Origin of the sequence: Saccharibacillus sacchari (assembly GCF_037722395.1) — a bacterium.
GTDB classification, from domain to species: domain Bacteria; phylum Bacillota; class Bacilli; order Paenibacillales; family Paenibacillaceae; genus Saccharibacillus; species Saccharibacillus sacchari_A.
The window spans coordinates 151,322-168,291 of sequence record NZ_JBBKAR010000043.1 but is presented as its reverse complement, the minus strand read 5'-3'; the positions used below and the strand labels follow the sequence as shown (position 1 = coordinate 168,291).

The 16,970-nt window shown below is 48.4% G+C and carries 19 protein-coding genes; 4 read left to right on the top strand and 15 right to left on the bottom strand.

What is annotated here, in order from left to right; all coding sequences use genetic code 11:
• Positions 1-7: 7 nt before the first annotated feature.
• The 5 genes from rnz to WKI47_RS16635 form a co-directional block, all read right to left on the bottom strand.
• Positions 8-943, bottom strand: a complete 936-nt coding sequence (rnz, locus tag WKI47_RS16655; RefSeq protein WP_340228287.1) for a ribonuclease Z — start codon at positions 941-943, stop codon at positions 8-10.
• A gap of 169 nt (positions 944-1,112) precedes the next feature.
• The gene (locus WKI47_RS16650) at positions 1,113-1,922 is read right to left on the bottom strand and encodes an HAD family hydrolase (protein ID WP_340228286.1); all 810 of its coding nucleotides are present in this window, start codon (positions 1,920-1,922) and stop codon (positions 1,113-1,115) included.
• 58 nt (positions 1,923-1,980) lie between these two features.
• The gene (locus tag WKI47_RS16645; RefSeq protein ID WP_340228285.1) at positions 1,981-2,511 is read right to left on the bottom strand and encodes a methyltransferase; all 531 of its coding nucleotides are present in this window, start codon (positions 2,509-2,511) and stop codon (positions 1,981-1,983) included.
• Positions 2,512-2,644: 133 nt separating this feature from the next.
• Complete coding sequence (locus tag WKI47_RS16640; RefSeq protein WP_340228284.1) at positions 2,645-2,845, bottom strand: DUF896 domain-containing protein; 201 nt, start codon at positions 2,843-2,845, stop codon at positions 2,645-2,647.
• A gap of 145 nt (positions 2,846-2,990) precedes the next feature.
• Complete coding sequence (locus tag WKI47_RS16635) at positions 2,991-3,395, bottom strand: LysM peptidoglycan-binding domain-containing protein (protein WP_340228283.1); 405 nt, start codon at positions 3,393-3,395, stop codon at positions 2,991-2,993.
• 249 nt (positions 3,396-3,644) lie between these two features.
• On the opposite strand from WKI47_RS16635, the gene lexA reads away from it, so the two are divergent.
• On the top strand, positions 3,645-4,271 hold the full coding sequence (gene lexA / locus WKI47_RS16630) for a transcriptional repressor LexA (protein ID WP_172239199.1): 627 nt from the start codon (positions 3,645-3,647) through the stop codon (positions 4,269-4,271).
• Positions 4,272-4,534: 263 nt separating this feature from the next.
• Here the strand turns inward: lexA and WKI47_RS16625 are convergent, their stop codons facing one another.
• The 3 genes from WKI47_RS16625 to coaA all read right to left on the bottom strand — a co-directional run bounded on the left by WKI47_RS16625 (position 4,535) and on the right by coaA (position 6,873).
• A complete protein-coding gene (locus WKI47_RS16625) occupies positions 4,535-4,900 on the bottom strand; it encodes a hypothetical protein (RefSeq protein WP_340228282.1) in 366 nt (121 codons plus the stop codon).
• Between the two features lie 70 nt (positions 4,901-4,970).
• A complete protein-coding gene (locus WKI47_RS16620) occupies positions 4,971-5,927 on the bottom strand; it encodes a D-alanyl-D-alanine carboxypeptidase family protein (RefSeq protein WP_340228281.1) in 957 nt (318 codons plus the stop codon).
• 22 nt (positions 5,928-5,949) lie between these two features.
• Complete coding sequence (gene coaA, locus WKI47_RS16615) at positions 5,950-6,873, bottom strand: type I pantothenate kinase (RefSeq protein ID WP_340228280.1); 924 nt, start codon at positions 6,871-6,873, stop codon at positions 5,950-5,952.
• Between the two features lie 144 nt (positions 6,874-7,017).
• On the opposite strand from coaA, the gene WKI47_RS16610 reads away from it, so the two are divergent.
• Together WKI47_RS16610 and WKI47_RS16605 are read left to right on the top strand one after the other, a co-directional pair.
• Entirely contained in the window at positions 7,018-7,626 is a 609-nt protein-coding gene (locus tag WKI47_RS16610) for a TetR/AcrR family transcriptional regulator (RefSeq protein WP_340228279.1), read from the top strand.
• 27 nt (positions 7,627-7,653) lie between these two features.
• Entirely contained in the window at positions 7,654-8,970 is a 1,317-nt protein-coding gene (locus tag WKI47_RS16605; protein WP_340228278.1) for an amidohydrolase family protein, read from the top strand.
• 3 nt (positions 8,971-8,973) lie between these two features.
• On the opposite strand, the gene WKI47_RS16600 is transcribed toward WKI47_RS16605, so the two are convergent.
• Positions 8,974-9,333, bottom strand: a complete 360-nt coding sequence (locus WKI47_RS16600; RefSeq protein WP_340228277.1) for a MerR family transcriptional regulator — start codon at positions 9,331-9,333, stop codon at positions 8,974-8,976.
• A 100-nt stretch (positions 9,334-9,433) separates the two neighbouring features.
• Between WKI47_RS16600 and WKI47_RS16595 the strand changes: the two genes are divergently transcribed.
• Positions 9,434-10,144, top strand: a complete 711-nt coding sequence (locus WKI47_RS16595; protein WP_340228276.1) for an SDR family NAD(P)-dependent oxidoreductase — start codon at positions 9,434-9,436, stop codon at positions 10,142-10,144.
• A gap of 59 nt (positions 10,145-10,203) precedes the next feature.
• Here the strand turns inward: WKI47_RS16595 and WKI47_RS16590 are convergent, their stop codons facing one another.
• The 6 genes from WKI47_RS16590 to hflX form a co-directional block, all read right to left on the bottom strand.
• Entirely contained in the window at positions 10,204-10,404 is a 201-nt protein-coding gene (locus WKI47_RS16590; protein ID WP_340228275.1) for a hypothetical protein, read from the bottom strand.
• A 314-nt stretch (positions 10,405-10,718) separates the two neighbouring features.
• Positions 10,719-11,969 (bottom strand): Kelch repeat-containing protein, encoded by a 1,251-nt coding sequence (locus tag WKI47_RS16585; protein ID WP_340228274.1) that lies wholly within the window; start codon positions 11,967-11,969, stop codon positions 10,719-10,721.
• 103 nt (positions 11,970-12,072) lie between these two features.
• Positions 12,073-13,401, bottom strand: a complete 1,329-nt coding sequence (gene glnA / locus WKI47_RS16580) for a type I glutamate--ammonia ligase (RefSeq protein ID WP_340228273.1) — start codon at positions 13,399-13,401, stop codon at positions 12,073-12,075.
• Positions 13,402-13,605: 204 nt separating this feature from the next.
• Positions 13,606-14,019: a MerR family transcriptional regulator gene (locus WKI47_RS16575; RefSeq protein ID WP_018977629.1), complete on the bottom strand. Its 414-nt coding sequence runs from the start codon at positions 14,017-14,019 to the stop codon at positions 13,606-13,608.
• Positions 14,020-14,195: 176 nt separating this feature from the next.
• A complete protein-coding gene (locus tag WKI47_RS16570; RefSeq protein WP_340228272.1) occupies positions 14,196-15,449 on the bottom strand; it encodes an aminotransferase class I/II-fold pyridoxal phosphate-dependent enzyme in 1,254 nt (417 codons plus the stop codon).
• A 234-nt stretch (positions 15,450-15,683) separates the two neighbouring features.
• Positions 15,684-16,967, bottom strand: coding sequence for a GTPase HflX (hflX, locus tag WKI47_RS16565; RefSeq protein ID WP_340228271.1), 1,284 nt, complete (start codon positions 16,965-16,967; stop codon positions 15,684-15,686).
• Between the last annotated feature and the right edge of the window lie 3 nt (positions 16,968-16,970).

The window sequence follows — 16,970 nt, the reverse complement described above, 5'->3', positions numbered from 1 at the left end:
CCTTTTCTTATTCTACACCTTTTACGGCAGTAATCGGATAAGATTGGTGTTCGATCGCAAGCTGCGTACGAGGAAACACGGCTTGTGCTTCCGCTAACAGCGGTTGAAGTTGTTCAAGATCTTTATAGCGCGAACTGAAATGGGTCAGAATCAACTCGCCCACTCCTGCTTTTTGCGCCGCTTCGGCAGCTTGAACCGCGGTGCTATGGTAATACTTATAGGCCAAATCGGCAAACTCGTCCGTGAATGTCGCTTCGTGAACCAACACATCGGCCCCTAGCGCCAGTGGATGGATGCCCGCAGTCGGACGCGTATCGCCAAGAATGGTGACGATCCGGCCACGTTTTGGAGGTCCAAGCACCTGCTCCGGTTCAATCGTACGCCCGTTCACCGTAATAGGCTCTCCATTCTTAAGCTTACCGTATTCCGGCCCCGGACGCACGCCCCATTCCTGCAGAAGTTCCATATTCAAGCTGCCCGGACGATCCTTTTCGGTCACACGATAGCCATAGCTTTCGATTCTGTGTTCCAAAGCCTCTGCTTCAACCTTGATCTGCTCATCCTCGAACACCAATCCGCCCGAATGCTCGACAATCTCCAATCCGAAATCGATCCGGCTTTGCGTCGCCCGCAGCGTAGCTTCCAAAAAATCTCTCAGCCCTTGCGGGCCGTATACGGTCAATGGCGGAGAACCCTCATGCGAAGCCCGGCTGGATAACAGACCCGGTAGTCCAAAAACATGATCGCCATGCATATGCGTGATAAAAATTTTTTCCAATTTACCGAGTTTAAGCGGCGAATGCAGAATCTGATGCTGAGTCGCTTCGCCACAATCGAACAACCAGGAACAACGCCGTTCCTCCAACATGCGGAGCGCGACAGACGTAACATTGCGCTGCGTGGTCGGCAATCCTGCATTGGTGCCGAGAAAATAAAGTTCCACAGCCGCATTCCTCCTTCTTTCGACGCGATCATACACGCCGTAAATGCTAATTCAATACCCCAATCCAGATTCCAATAATCGGATTCGGCCGTTTTCTGCGCTCAAATCCTAAAGCGAAAAAAAGCCCGCCCGCCGCAGCGGGCGGACGGAATACCGGTTCGCCGATTTCTCAGGAATTGCGGACTCCCGCCAGTGGAAGAAGTTCGCGCAAGGACTCGATTTGGTATACCGGCACGATGCCGGAATGTGGCGGACGGCCTACACGGTTAATCCAAACGGAAGGAATTCCTGTATCCAGGGCTCCCCGAATATCCGTACTTTGCTTATCGCCAACCATCAACGCTTCTTCCGGTGCAACGCCCAACAATCCGAGCGCATGATGGAAGATCGACGGATCAGGTTTGCCTTTTCCGAACGTTCCCGAAATGACGATATGGTCAAAATAAGGCACCAGCTGCGGTACGCCATCCAGCTTTTCTTGTTGCAGCGACGGGCAGCCGTTGGTCAGCATAAGAAGTTTTACGTTCCCTTTGAGCTGATCCAGTACAGTATAAGTCTCTTCATAGACATGCGGACGCTTACGACGCTCGGCAGCAAATAGCGTAGACAATTCCAGGGCTAGCGCCTCGTCCTCAACCCCGAGATCGGCCAGTCCCTGACGCCATGCTTCTTTCCGATAAATTGGAGCGATCTCCTGTAATTTACGGAATTCAGGCTGCTCGCCTTTGTCAAAGTTCGCCCATAGACCTTCAAACGGACTGATGCCAATCATTTGGGTAAACGGATAGGTTTCGTAAGTCGCGTATAGATCACGGGCCCGGTCACGCACTGCTGTTTCAAGCGCTTCGGCATTGACTCCCGTACGACGCGATGCTTCTTCGGCAGTCGCTTCAAAAGCTTCTTTTACACTGCGTTCATCCCAGAGCAAGGTATCATCCAGATCAAAAATTACCGCTTTTACCGTCGTTTCCACCGTCATTTCCTAGTCCCCTCACTCTTCCATTATAATCGTCTATGCTTTGAACCTGGTCAACGCACTACTTCTTTTCAACCGGAATCTGATGCTGCTCGGCAAATTCGGTCACGCGCTGAGCAATCTCCTCCGTTTTGAACATTTTCAGGAAACGCGAGAAAATCCAGTTCGCGCTTTTCCCTTTGGTTTCGATGGTGACATATCCTTTTTCCACCCGGAACTTGGCAATATCCCCTGCCAACAGCGTACGTTCACGGTTAAAACGAATCGTCGACACACGGTCTTTGCCTACACGCAAAAACGGACGGCGCAGGAACATGATGACCGCCAAAATCACATACATTACGATGATAAACCAGTATGATGCGCCGGAAGCTTCCTCAACTCCGGACATATGCGCCCCAACCGTAATAACTGTCAAGAAAATGGCAATAATCATCAGGAACGTCGGGAACATATAGTTTCTGCCTTTGAACGTATCATAGGCTTGATTTACGGTTCCTGTTGCTCCAATCCGTTCTTGACCTGTTTTTTGTCTTAACGTATTCGTTTTTTGTTGATTTTTACGGACCTGTCTCTCCCATGAACGGGACATCTTTTTTCCCCCTTAGCGATCGTTCGCTCTACTTATGAATCTCTATACAAGAAAAGCTCGCCGGAACGCGGCACTCCCTGTCCGCGAACCGGTGAGCCATTTCCGTTTCGATAAAGCTGCTAACCAATAAAAATCAGTGCAATTTGCCGTCATTCTTCGGTTCTTCATCAACCCATTCAATCGAATCCAGCTCTTGACGGAAGTTGCGCCGTACGTTGCCGAGATAGATTTCACGAAGTTTGGTACGCTCTTCCAACTCTTCTTCGCTCAGTCCTTCGGCTTTATGTTTACGGGCCAGCTCATTGATCCGGCCTACCAAAGTATCGATATCCACTATACACCCTCCTTGTAACCATACTTCTTTATACTTTCACACGAAAAAAAGAGCTTGTCAAGGCGATTGCCCTGCAAGCTCTTTGCCCAATTTCTAACGCGCCGCTTACCTATTCGCACCCGTCACAGTCTCGTCCGCTTACGATTTAGAAATTAGGTAAAATCAATTCTTCTCCGGCATAAATCTCGCTGCTGCTCAGCGCGTTCTTCTGCTTGATTCCCGAGATAAAAATCCGAGTGTCCGTGCCTTCCGGCTTGTTGCTCTCGGCAATCGACCAGAGCGTATCGCCAGGCGATACCACAACCGTCCGCACTTCCGCCGGAGGCGTGTTGCTCTGAAGAGCATGCACCACTCCCGTGCCTGCGAACAGACCGATCAAGACGAACAGCAGCAGACGCGCTCTAGCCGCTCCCGCTTTGTTCCAACGGTATTTCGGCATACCGATGCTATGTAAAAGAGAAGGAATAGACGAAAAGATTCCATGGTTCCGGCCTTCATTATTGTTCCCTACTGTGTCATAGATACTTTTATAAGTTGTGTATTTTGGCATTTTCAACACTCTCCCAAACGTTTGTTCTGCCCTCTGCGAACAATATAGCACGAACATACGTTCAGATCAATAGGTTTTGGAACGTTTGTTCGCGAAAATTTGTTCGCATCTCCGTAGAACTTACGTTTGTACGAACGGAAGTTCTATGATATAATCGTGCCATATAGCATTTAAGATTTATTGTTCTTTTTTGAATGCTCATGCAAGATAGTCAACAATTAAAATGATTAATGGATGGGGTTGATACGAATGTCGAAGATTTCCGTACGCCAACAGGCTATTCTGGAATTTATCCGCACTGAGGTCAAATCCAAGGGATATCCGCCGTCCGTTCGCGAGATTGGCGAAGCGGTAGGTTTAGCTTCCAGTTCCACCGTTCACGGACATCTGGATCGCTTGGAGAAAAAGGGGTTGATTCGCCGAGACCCAACAAAACCGCGTGCTATCGAATTGCTGGGCATGGACGAGTCGGAAAGCAGCAATCTGTTTGCATCGACGATCCGCCGCGTTCCGGTCGTGGGCAAGGTTACCGCCGGTGTTCCGATTACGGCGACAGAGAACATCGAAGATTACTTCCCGCTTCCGCAGACGATGGTCGGCGAAGATCAGGTATTTATGCTTTCGGTCATTGGAGACAGCATGATCGAAGCAGGAATCAATAGCGGAGATTACGTCGTAGTTCGTCAACAGCAGACGGCCAACAACGGCGATATCGTCGTAGCGATGACTGAAGAAGACGAAGCAACCGTAAAAACGTTCTATAAGGAAAAGGATCATATTCGTCTCCAGCCGGAAAATCCAACGTATGAGCCACTTCGCTTGACTCATGTTACGATTCTCGGTAAAGTCGTCGGTTTGTTCCGTAATTTTCATTGAAGGACGGACGTCGAGTTGAATTTCAACGACGTCCCAATTAAAAAAACTCCCCGTGTAACGGAGGAGTTTTTTTGTGCGAAGCGATTTGTTTTTTTGATAAAATGATAGCTGGCAACCGAAATCTATAGCTCAAAGGAGTTTGCGTATGACTGACTTGATGACTGTTTCTTTTATCGTATGTGCTATTACAGGAATATTAGGTTCTGTAGCTGTATTCCGACGCAACAAAAAGCAGATTCGCCTTTACTTCGCTCTTTCATTGATTAGTCTACTGCTCGTTGTCGTCTCGACGATTGTTCTGGCCCGTTCGGGCGGCGTTTAGAGCGCGTTCGCTCTTCTTGCGTAGACAGATAAGGTGGGTTGAAAATGGTTTCATTGCTTTCGCGATTAAGCGACCGCGTGAATACCGCTTTAAGCGTGTAGGATTTGCGCAGTACGGAAATATGCTTGAGTGAGGACTTGTCCGGCCACCAAATGTATCCACCCTGCTCCAGGTTAACCAAAGTTATCGCGACATCTCGAAAAGCGCCTCCGCTGCGACGCATCAGTCCGGTCATCGACAGTAAACGGAAAGCAAACCAACGATGACGACGCAAAATCCCAAGAATTTTTCGTTCCAAGGCATTCATTTTTACAAACACACCCTCTCATTCGGAACATATGTTTGTATTATAAGCGAACATGAGTTCTTTTTCCAGACTAATTTTGGATTTTCGGATAAACGTTCAGCGCATCTTGGATATGGTAAGGCTTACTCCAGGGACTTCCGTCCGCGTCGGCGGTTACGAGCATATATTCCTTACCGTCTTTGACAGCGATCGAAGCCAGGCAAAGACCCGCGGCGCGCGTATAGCCAGTCTTCCCGCCCAGAATCTTCCCGCCTTTAAATTGCAGCGTCGGTGCGCTTTCGGATAATGTGCTGCGTACGGTCATACCCTGCGGATGGCTGTTCGTAGGCGACATTGAATAGCTGTGCGTGGTAACCAGCTTGCGGAAGGTCGAATTTTTCAATGCAGCCTTCATCAAGATGGACATATCTTTGACCGTGGTGTAATGGTTGGCGTTATGCAAGCCTGTAACGTTCGTAAAATTCGTATGCTTCATGCCGAGCTGCTTGGCTTTTTGATTCATCTTTTTCACAAACTCCGCTTCCGATCCGGATACCGCGTAAGCCAGCCCGACGGACGCGTCCGCTCCGGAAGGCAGCATGGAACCGTAGAGCAGATCGATCGCTTTGACTTTTTCTCCGCGTTTAAAGCCCGCCATCGACGCACCTTGCTTCTCCAGGCTTGCGAACATCCCGGCAGGCAGAGTCGTTTTCCGTTGAAGATCAGGCAGATTCTCCAGCGCAACGAGTGCCGTCATCATTTTGGTCATGGATGCCGGGTAGACTTTTTGGTTGATATTTTTCTTCATCAGCACCTGACCGTCGCTCATACGGATCAAGATAGCGTTGGAGCTGTACAGCCCCGAAGCCAGTTTGGAGGAGGTGGACGATAATAATGTCGATTCGTAACCAACCGTCTGAGCAGCAAGCGCTTGGCCAGGCACCATGCTCCCTGAAACGGCTATAGCCGATGCCATCACGATGACTGCCGCAGTTTTCCACATCTTTCGCGCATAGCCTCCGCTTGTTGCTGTCCGATTCAATTTCACGCGTAACGTTCTCCTTCTTTATTCAGATTTCCCGCAAATAAACTTCATGAATCCGATGGTCACGACCTTTTCTCAAGATCAGATCGGCCCGTTGACGCGTCGGCAAAATGTTTTCGTTCAAATTCAATAAGTTGATGCTTTCCCAGATCTGCGAAGCTCGCTGTACGGCCTCCTCGTTGTTCAAATCGGCGTAACGATGGAAATAGGACAACGGTTCACGGAACGCCGTCTGTTGCAAAAGCAAAAAACGGTCAATGTACCAGCTGCGAATATCTTCCGCGTCGGCGTCGATATACAAGGAAAAATCGAAATAATCGCTCACGAACACCGGTTGCCTTTTGCTTACTTGAAGCACGTTAATGCCTTCCACGATCAAAATATCCGGATTATCGATGACTTCAAACTGATCCGGCAGCACATCATACGTAATATGCGAATACAACGGAGCTTGAACATTGCGCTCCCCGTCTCTCACCTTGCTCAAAAAATCGATTAACTGCTTGGTATCGTAACTTTCCGGGAACCCTTTTCGAGCCATAAGCCCTTTCTCTTCCAATACACGGGTAGGGTAAAGGAAACCGTCCGTCGTCACCAAATCGACTTTCGGATGATGCTCCCAGCGGGATAAGAGGGTTTTCAGCAAGCGCGCGACCGTACTTTTACCGACGGCTACACTGCCTGCGATCCCGATAATGAAAGGCTTGTTTACCGGTTCACAACCCAAAAACGCACTGGTGACCTCTCGCAAATACTGTGCCGCCCTTACCTTCAGATTAATCAGGCGGGTCAACGGAATATAGATATCCTCTGCCTCGCGCAGCGAAATTTTGTCGTTCAGACCTTTGATTTTTTCCAACTCTTCTTCCGACAATAGCAGTGGAGTTCGACTCCGCAATGCCGCCCATCTGGCTCGATCGAATTCTTTGAAATTTCCATACGCATTCATCTTCAGCCGATCCCTCACTCTGACATAGTACCTTCAGTCTAGCAAATTACATCCCTTTTGAACACGCATTTTCGATTTGACTTTCTCTTTCAAAAAGGTTTACCCTAATAATGAACGTATCATTCACTATTGGAGTTGACGCCTTTGCAATCAAAAAAGGAACAAGTTAAACAAGAGATCGAAACCGCGGCTCTGCACGTTTTTTTCGAACAGGGTTATATACAGGCTCGCATGAGCGATATTGCCAAACGTTGCGGGATCTCGACGGGCAATATTTATACGTATTTCGTCAACAAAGAAGAGCTGTTCTATACGGTGGTTCCCTCCGCTTTGGTCGATCGGCTCAACGAGCTGCTTGTGCAGGCGATCCGCAAATACAACGAGCGCGACAGCAAGCAGCGTTTTTCCGAAGTTTCCGATCCGCTTTTGGATCTCGTGATCGACGAATTGATGGCAAGTCGGCAGCATATCGTTATCTTATTGGAAAAAAGCACCGGCACTTTATACGAAGGATACAAAGAACGGCTGATTCAGTTGATGATCGATACGAAACAGCCTTATATCAAACCCGGGCATAAACATTACGCGCTTAACCAAGCCGAAAACGATCTGTTGATGCGAATCGTCAGCGCAAGCATGGTCGATATGTTTTTGAACGTGCTGAAATCGGACCTGAATGCCGAATCGAGATTCGCGTTGCTTCAAGCGCTGAACGTATTCCGCCTGAGCGGCGTCAACGGATTGAACGAGTAGAAACAATAGCAACGGAGGACGCCATTCATGAAAAGTATGCGAGCTTTAACCCACTGCACAATCATTCACGGCCATGCGTCTATCCCGCCCGAACCGGATATGACGATTCTGATCGGCGAAGACGGCAATATTTTAAACGTAGGCAAAACGAACGAGCTTCCTCCACACGCCGACTGCGAAGTGATTAATCTGGGCGGAAAATTTGTGATGCCGGGACTGATCAATGCGCATGTTCACCTTTTCTCGGACGGAAAACCGATGCAACTGTCTGTAGGCGAAAATCTGTTGAATGCAGGTGTCAAGTTGCTTGGGACGGGATTGGGGAAACGTATTTTGATAAAGCGAATGCGTAAAAACGCGGAAACTGCTTTGCAATCCGGCGTAACTACAATGCGTTCGGTCGGCGAGTTTTTTTACCAGGACGTAAAGCTTCGGGACCTGATCCAAAACGGAAAAGCACAAGGGCCTCGTCTGATGGTATCCGGATTTTTCTTGAGCGTGACGGGCGGACATGGTGCTCCTTTTTTGGCTTTGGAAGGAGATTCGCCGTGGGAAGGCCGTAAAAATGTACGCAAAAACGTACGCGGCGGCGTCGATTGGATCAAAATATGTACAACGGGCGGCGTGACGGATGCAAAAGCGCTAGGCGAGGCAGGCAGACTTCAGATGACCGAGGATGAAGTCACTGCGATCTGCGACGAAGCGCATAAGATCGGTCTGATGGTCGCCGCACATGCGGAAAGCCCGGAAGGCGTTCGGGTGGCGCTGCGCGGAGGCGTGGATACAATCGAGCACGGTGCAGCAATGGACGCGGAAACGATCTCCCTGTTCAAAAACAACCCGCGGTCGCTGCGAGGCTACTCTTCCCTTATTCCTACGCTGCAAGCGGGTTATCCGACCGCACTGCTCGATCGCGATCTGACGAACGTATCCGATACGGTATACGGCAATGCTTGTCTGATTTACGAACATATGTTGAAAGGCTTTCGGCAAGCGCTGGAACACGGGATCACGATTGGGATCGGCACGGACGCCGCGATGTCGTATGTGACTCACTATAACCTTTGGCGAGAGCTGGATCATATGATTCGTTTTGCGGGAATTACAACGATGAAAGCTATCGACCTCGTCACACGCTCCAATGCGGAAATTTTGGGCCTAGGCGATGACCGAGGCACAATTGATCGTGGAAAAAAAGCGGATTTGCTCGTTTTGGAACAAAATCCGCTGGAAAACATCCGTGCGCTGGCCGATCCTTACCAGGTCATGCTCAATGGAGCTTTTGTGGAAAAACGCACGGTTCGGAAAATTCCGGAAGTCGATCTGTTGCTGGACCGGATCTGACGTTTAGTAGTTTTCTCCACGGTAATAACGTTCCAGCTTCTCCTCCAAACGGATCATCTGCCGCTTCTTTTCCTCAATATCCGCTAAAAGCTTCGCGCGTTGCGCTTGAACAAGCTCGGTTCGTTCGGGCAGCGTCCCTACTCCTTCTTTGACCAGTTCATAGTATCTTTGAATCTCTTCCAAGCTCATGCCGGTCTCGCGCAAACAACGAATAAATAGCAGCCAATTGATATCGTAGTCGCTGTAAAGGCAGTTATTGTTGGAATCTCGCTCGACCGTATCCAAAAGGCCTTTGCGTTCGTAAAACCGGATCGCTCCGATGTTGATGCCTACTTTTTCTGCGGTTTGCCCGATCGTGAACATTTTTAGTCCCTCCTTCATTTTCCCTCTTGCCCTACACTAAGTGTAGCATAGTAACTTGGACAAGCAGGCATATATCGAACTTGCGAAAAGGAGACTGGACATGGAAAAGATCGCATTTGTAACCGGGGCGAATAAAGGAATCGGATTCGAGGTTGCACGTCAGCTTGGCGGGCAAGGCTGGAAGGTGCTGGTGGGTGCCAGAGATGCGGAAAAAGGACATGCGGCTGTCGAGGAATTGAAGGCACAGGGAATGGAAGCTTCGTTTGTGCAAATCGACCTGACGGACGGTTCGAGTATCGAACAAGCGGCAAGCACTATTCGAAATGAGTATCGCGGACTGTCTTTGCTGATTAATAACGCGGGAATGCCGGGCGCCTTTTCCGCCTCATTCAGTGCGACTGCGGAGCAGGATTTGCGAAATGCTTTTGAAGTCAACTTTTTCGGCACGTTCCGGCTGAACCAGCAACTGCTGCCGCTGATCCGCGAGAACCAAGGAACGATCGTCAATGTGTCCACGGATATGGCTTCGTTGAACTTTATGCAAAATTCGCCGTTCGTGCTTAACTGCTTCGATTACAATGCTTCCAAAACGGCGAGTAGCGCTATGACGTTGGCCATGAGCATTGAGCTGCGAGACAGCGAAGCCCAAGTCTTTGCGGTGACGCCCGGATTCACCAAAACGGATCTGAACGGAAATGCGGAAGGCGGACAGTCAAAAGAGGATGGCGCGAAGGTAATCGTGGGCTATGCGACAGACGGACTGCGGCATAACGGGGAGCTTTTGGATGCGAATGGCGTGTATGCGTGGTAAAGGATTTTTTAAGGCAAAACAAAAACAGCTTCCGGCCTTAGGGCTCGGAGGCTGTTTGTCTAGCTGGATACTTTGAATACGTGCTTGTGACGCGGATAGCTGACGCCTTTGATCCATACGCTGAAATCGGTATACTTCTGCACGGTTCCGCCTTCGTCCACTTCCGACTCGTCGATAGCGTCGATGACGAAGATCGGCACTTGCATCAAGGCTGCTGCGAAAAACTCTTCGTTGCTGATTAGTTCTCTGTACGTTTTCATAAAAGGTTCTCCTTAACATAGAAAAATCGACTTCGCATCAGGATCGCGCGAGCCGATTCTTGAGTTGATTTCATTTTAGCAAGGGAGGAAATAAACGTCCAGATGAATTATTATTTTAGCTGTAGGTAATCAGTTCAATTATGTTACAAAGGTATGGATTTAATAGATTCTTTATTTCGTTTTTTTATATAGGTATAGATGAATATACTTCTGATAGCCTATTTAAAAGTAAGACAGCCCTACAGCAAACATGCCGTAGAGTCGATACTTTCGGTTGCTTAAATTATAATTTTCAAACCTGTGTATCGTAAAGTTCAATCAAGCGCATACTCACTCACTTCAAAAGTAAGAATGTTATTGAAGATTACGGAGTCAGTTCTTTTAATGAAAGGCCCCTTGTTGTTGGAGTATTTATCGATTGCAAAGCGTGAAGGTCCTATACCAGTATCTTTAGCATCGTACCAATTAATAAAAGCAGTGATATCAGACATCGGCAGATCATATTCTTTTTCTAAACCATTAAGCATAGTAATGACTAGTATAGCTCGTTCGCCTTCTTGCGACGGATCATCTGGTAAGGTCGGAGAAGATGAATTATCTTTTATTGTGTATTTTTCAACGGTATTAATTATTCCGCTCTGAGTTACTCCTCCGATTATATAGATTTCGTCATTAACCACTACGGACGAAATCTGACCTCTTGCAAACGAAAGTTTTTCAAAAGAAGAAGATTCATTTGTTTGAGGATTATAGACTAGAATATTGTCCAACGCATTGTCAACGTCATTATCATTGATTCCAGTAGTTCCTCCTACAACATAAATTTGATCTTGATATAAAAATGCTCCGCTACCATTTCGACTTTGAGGCATTACTGCTGTTTTCACCCATGTATCTTTTTCTAAATCAAGCCTGTACACTCCGTTATCGCGTTCGATTGGATAAGATCCACCAAGCGCATATATATTTCCTTTGTGATAAACGACCGATTTTGCTTGGGTTGCGACAGGGAAATTGTTTTTTTGTTGCCATGTTTGCGTTATAACATCAAAGCTTTCTACTGTATTCAGAAGCTTAGAATTATCATGCCCTCCGATAACATAAATTTTATTATCAACCGTTACGGCCGAAGCCCAAGAACGAGCGGAAGACATCGGAGAAGCAGTTCTCCATGTATCGGTTTTCGTATTGTACACTTCCACTTTATTCGTTCGTGTATTGTTGGTTCCATAGTAGCCGCCGATGACATAAATTTCATCGTTGTATACCGCCGCAGTTACAGCCGCGCGTGCAGTAGGCATAGGCGCTTTAATGCTCCACAAATTTTGAATGGGATCATAAACATATGTAGTGTCTCTTTTTGTACCTTTGGCCGATTCACTACCTCCTGCCGAACCTCCGATCGTATAAATTTTCCCGTTCACCGTTACTACAGCTGCAGCAGAACGCCCTTCCGGCAACGGACTCATTTCTTTCCATTCTTTTTGAGCAGCTAAAATATCTGTACTTTTAAACGCAGCTAATGTAACACAAATTAACAAGAGTAAAAGGTACTTTTTCATCATTAGATTCTCCCTATCTTTGAATTTATTTAAAAACAATTATTTTATATACTCAACGCATTAAAAAAACCCTTGCGATTTAGGCAAGGGTTCTTTTAATTTTTACCTAGTAAAGCGTCATATACTGGTCTCTCTCCCATTGATGGACTTGAGTCCGATACATATCCCACTCAATTTCCTTCAACTCGTAGAAATGCGTCAGAGCGTGTTCGCCCATCGCTTGCACCACGACTTCGTCGCGGATCAGTTCGTTAAGCGCTTCTTTCAGATCGGCCGGAAGGCTTGGGATGCCTTCTTCGATCCGCTCTTCTTCGGACATTACATAGATGTTGCGGTCGATAGGAGCTGGAAGCTTAAGCTCTCTTTTGATCCCGTCAAGACCGGATTTCAGCATAACCGCGAGTGCCAGGTAAGGGTTCGCCGCCGGGTCCGGGTTGCGGACTTCGATCCGAGTGCTCAGGCCGCGCGATGCCGGAATACGGATCATCGGGCTGCGGTTACTTGCAGACCATGCCACGTAACAAGGTGCTTCATATCCCGGTACGAGACGCTTGTACGAGTTCACAGTCGGGTTGGTGATCGCTGCGAATGCACGCGCATGCTTGAGGATACCTGCCATATAATGACGAGCCGTCTCACTCAGACCGAGTGTATCGCTCTCATCGTAGAAAGCATTCTCGTTACCGCGGAACAGCGATTGGTGACAGTGCATACCGGAACCGTTCATGCCGAACAGCGGTTTTGGCATGAATGTCGCATGCAGGCCGTGTTGGCGAGCGATCGTTTTAACGACCAGCTTGAAAGTTTGGATCTGGTCAGCTGCTTTCATCGCATTTTCGTATTTGAAGTCGATCTCGTGCTGTCCCGGTGCTACTTCGTGGTGGGAAGCTTCGATCTCAAAGCCCATCTCTTCAAGAGTGATCACGATCTCGCGGCGACAGTTCTCGCCCAGATCGGTAGGCGCCAAGTCGAAGTAACCGCCTTGGTCGTTCAATTCGTCGGTTGGGTTGCCATTTTCGTCTGTACGGAACAAGAAGAATTCCGGCTCAGGTCCTACGTTCATTGCGCTGAAGCCCATTTCTTCGGCTTCTTCCAATGCACGGCGCAGAACCGCACGAGGATCGCCGGCAAACGGTTTGCCGTCTGGCATGTAAATATCGCAAATCAGGCGTGCAACGCGGTTTTCCGTCACCCAAGGGAAGATTACCCAAGTGTCCAGGTCCGGGTACAGATACATATCGGATTCTTCGATCCGCACGTAGCCCTCTATAGAAGATCCGTCGAACATCATCTTATTGTCAAGCGCTTTGACCAACTGGCTGACCGGGATTTCAACGTTTTTGATCGATCCCAGCAAGTCGGTGAATTGAAGACGAATAAAACGAACGTTTTCTTCTTTGGCGATGCGCAAAATATCCTCTTTAGTGTAACTCAAGATACCCTCTCCTCTTCATGTCTTTTCTCCATCATCGCAGGTCATACTTACACCCCGATGAGCTGACCGTTTGTACTAATTCGCTAATGCGAAGAAAATCCCTGCCTTGTTTCGAAAAGATTCGACAAACGACTCCATAAAAACAAAAGCAAGATCTTCACGGAAAAAGCTTATACCTTATCCATACTAAAAGGCCATATATGCTTACTTTCTATTAAAGAATCGGGAAAGCTCGCCCTGAATCAACGAGACTTGACCCGGCTTCTTGCCGGAAACCAGTTGCTGCTTAAGCATACGGTGAAGCTGCGAGTCGGAAAGCTCTTTGCGCTTCTCTTCGGTCGCGGCGTTCAGAACCGTCGCTTCTTCGGATTCTTTCGTGACAGGGTTCATCACTTGTTTGATGCCAGCAATGTTTACGCCTTTTTCGATCAGTGCTTTGATCTCCAACAAACGTTCGACATCGTTAAAGGAAAACAAACGCTGATTGCCTGACGTACGTGCCGGAACAATCAAACTATGCTGCTCGTAGTAGCGGATCTGCCGTGCAGACAAATCAGTCAGTTTCATTACAATGCCTATCGGAAACAAGGCCATATTTCTGCGAATATCGTCGCCCATAGATTCATCAACCTTCCAGTGTACTATTCTAGGTTCCAACCCGAAAGCTGTCCTAACCCCGGATGCCTGGGCGCTTAGCACCCTGTCATTCAGTGTGGTTGTTTGGGGATGAAACCTTATTCTCTCTCTTATTGTACATAACCTGATAGGAAGCGTCAATGATGTGTTAGATTAACTCACAGTAAATTGCGATCGAAAAGTGTCTGCAAAGCATTAAGCACCCCATATTTCACATGCGAATAGGTTAATCCGCCTTGTAAATATCCGATATAAGGCTCACGAATCGGTGCATCCGCAGACAATTCCAAGCTTCCGCCTTGAATAAAAGTCCCTGCCGCCATAATAACCGGATTCTCGTAACCGGGCATATCCCACGGCTCCGGCACGACATGACTATCGACCGCGGCAGCCAACTGCACGCCTTGAACAAAAGCAATCAATTGCTCCGCCCGTTCAAATACGATCGCTTGAATCAGGTCTGTTCTCGGCGCGTTCCAAGCTGGGCTACTTGCAAATCCCGCCAGATCAAACATAGCTGCCGCGAAAATGCTTCCTTTTACCGCTTGTCCAACAATGGTCGGCGCCATGTAAAAGCCTTGGTAGATCCCGCGCGTTGTTCCAAGCATGGCACCCACTTCAGCTCCGATCCCCGGAGCGGTCAAGCGATAAGCGGCCAGCTCAACCAGATCTTTGCGTCCACAGATATAACCTCCGGTTTCCGCCAAACCTCCGCCCGGATTTTTTATCAAAGAACCTGCCATAAGATCTACGCCAACCTCGGTGGGTTCGATCTTCTCTGTAAACTCACCATAACAATTGTCTACAAACACAATCGCATTCGGAGCCAATTCTTTAACGCGGCGCGTCATGGCTCCGATCTCTTCTACCGTAAAAGGAGAACGCCAAGAGTAGCCGCGCGAGCGCTGAATCCCGATCACACGGGTATTCGATGTGACTTTACGCTCAACCTCCATCCAGTCAATGTCTCCGTTCTCAAGCAATGCGGCCTCCCGATATCCGATGCCAAAGTCAGCCAACGAACCGGTACCGTCGCCTTTTTTACCAATGACTTTATGCAGCGTATCGTATGGAGTTCCCGTGATATACAAAAGTTCATCGCCTGGACGGAGCACACCGAACAAAGCCGTAGAGATGGTATGCGTTCCCGATGCAAAATGAGGGCGTACAAGAGCAGCCTCCGCGCCGAATACTTTGGCATACAGTTCATCCAACACTTCTCGCCCGCGATCATTGTAGGCGTAGCCCGTCGAAGGATTAAAATGATAATCGCTGACTTTGCATGCCCGGAAAGCCTCGATCACCTTCCACTGGTTGTATTCAACGACCTCATCCACGAATTCAAAACGAGGACGAACCTGTTGTTCTGCTTGTTCTTTCCATTGTTCGATCCGTGTATCAAATGTTTTCATTGCGTCTCAATCCGTCCTTCGTATTGTATTCAAATTCACGATTCTCAACTTGTCTGCCTGCAACATTCTTTTAACCTCACATGTCAGACCTAAGTCTAACACTTCACAGAATTAACGCGTCACACCCATGTAACGTTAGAGTTTGGCAAAAAGCGCATTTCATACAGAGGGCGAACCTGCTTACCTTCAATATGACAGGTATGCAAAGTTCGCCTCGGCATTATTTTATCCACTTCAAACTTGATAATCTTCCAGCAAATAAGCGTATTTTTCTGCTTCGCCTTTGTGCAACCGCACCTCGTAGACGATATGTTCCTCATCGAATTCCTGCGAGATTACTTCTCCGATCTTATACAACTGGGAAGCCAGATCGCCCCGGGCAGCCGGGACGCGGTAAGTTACGGTTCCGCCGGTCAGTTCTTCTTGAAGACGATTCAGGAGCTTCTCCAGGTCCTTCTCTTCATAAGCGCTAATCCGCAAATTCCACTCGTCTTCCGGCAAAAGTTCCAACTGTTCCGGTGTACAGAGGTCCTTTTTGTTATAAATCTGGATCTGAGGCTTATCGACGGCGCCCAATTCTTGCAGCAGTCGATCGACTACCTTCATCTGATCGCTCAACATCGCCGAGGAAGCGTCTACAACATGCAGCACGAGATTGGCTTCGTTCACCTCTTCAAGCGTCGCTCGGAATGCAGCAATCAGATGGTGAGGCAGATTTTGAATAAAACCAACAGTGTCCGTCAGCACGATTTCCCGCCCGCCTGGCAGTTCCAACGTTCTCGACGTCGGATCAAGTGTAGCAAAAAGTTGATTCTGCACGTAAACGTCGGCGTTTGTGAGCTGACGAAGCAGCGTCGATTTGCCTGCATTGGTGTAACCGACCAAAGCGACCTGAACCGTTCCGCTTTTGATGCGACGCTGACGCTGCTGGGCACGATGCTTTTCGACTTCGGCGATTTGACGCTTTAATTCGTCGATCCGTCCGCGGATATGGCGACGGTCCGTCTCAAGCTTGCTTTCACCTGGTCCGCGCGAGCCAATCCCTCCGCCAAGTCTGGACAGATTGCGCCCTTGTCCCGCCAATCGCGGCAGGAGGTAACTCAGTTGCGCCAGCTCGACTTGAATGATGCCTTCGCGCGTTTTGGCACGCTGCGCGAAGATATCGAGGATCAGCTGCGTGCGGTCGATAATTTTCAAATCCAGTTCCTCTTCCAGATTGCGCACCTGCGCGCCTGAAAGCTCCTGGTCAAAGATTGCCGTATTGGCTCCCAGCTCGTCCGCGATAAGCTTTAGCTCTTGGACTTTACCTTTGCCGATAAACCATCTTGTATCTTTCTTTTCCCGGTTTTGCGACAGGCTGGTGAGCACTTCAACGCCTGCTGTCTCCGCCAGCGCGACAAGTTCTTCCAACGAGTAAACCGGATCAATACCGGAGCGTTTGACGTCATCCGTAACCAGACTCACCAGAATCGCCCGCGAGCTTTCCTCGGGAGTCGTATCGTAAGTTGTACTTTGCATGCT

What these genes read in the sequence shown, in the direction of transcription:
- WKI47_RS16650 (WP_340228286.1), bottom strand. Translation starts at nt 1,922, where the DNA reads ATGACGGTGGAAACGACGGTAAAAGCGGTAATTTTTGATCTGGATGAT.
- WKI47_RS16645 (WP_340228285.1), bottom strand. Translation starts at nt 2,511, where the DNA reads ATGTCCCGTTCATGGGAGAGACAGGTCCGTAAAAATCAACAAAAAACG.
- WKI47_RS16635 (WP_340228283.1), bottom strand. Translation starts at nt 3,395, where the DNA reads ATGCCAAAATACACAACTTATAAAAGTATCTATGACACAGTAGGGAAC.
- lexA (WP_172239199.1), top strand. Translation starts at nt 3,645, where the DNA reads ATGTCGAAGATTTCCGTACGCCAACAGGCTATTCTGGAATTTATCCGC.
- WKI47_RS16625 (WP_340228282.1), bottom strand. Translation starts at nt 4,900, where the DNA reads ATGAATGCCTTGGAACGAAAAATTCTTGGGATTTTGCGTCGTCATCGT.
- coaA (WP_340228280.1), bottom strand. Translation starts at nt 6,873, where the DNA reads ATGAATGCGTATGGAAATTTCAAAGAATTCGATCGAGCCAGATGGGCG.
- WKI47_RS16605 (WP_340228278.1), top strand. Translation starts at nt 7,654, where the DNA reads ATGAAAAGTATGCGAGCTTTAACCCACTGCACAATCATTCACGGCCAT.
- WKI47_RS16600 (WP_340228277.1), bottom strand. Translation starts at nt 9,333, where the DNA reads ATGTTCACGATCGGGCAAACCGCAGAAAAAGTAGGCATCAACATCGGA.
- WKI47_RS16595 (WP_340228276.1), top strand. Translation starts at nt 9,434, where the DNA reads ATGGAAAAGATCGCATTTGTAACCGGGGCGAATAAAGGAATCGGATTC.
- WKI47_RS16590 (WP_340228275.1), bottom strand. Translation starts at nt 10,404, where the DNA reads ATGAAAACGTACAGAGAACTAATCAGCAACGAAGAGTTTTTCGCAGCA.
- WKI47_RS16585 (WP_340228274.1), bottom strand. Translation starts at nt 11,969, where the DNA reads ATGATGAAAAAGTACCTTTTACTCTTGTTAATTTGTGTTACATTAGCT.
- WKI47_RS16575 (WP_018977629.1), bottom strand. Translation starts at nt 14,019, where the DNA reads ATGGGCGACGATATTCGCAGAAATATGGCCTTGTTTCCGATAGGCATT.
- WKI47_RS16570 (WP_340228272.1), bottom strand. Translation starts at nt 15,449, where the DNA reads ATGAAAACATTTGATACACGGATCGAACAATGGAAAGAACAAGCAGAA.
- hflX (WP_340228271.1), bottom strand. Translation starts at nt 16,967, where the DNA reads ATGCAAAGTACAACTTACGATACGACTCCCGAGGAAAGCTCGCGGGCG.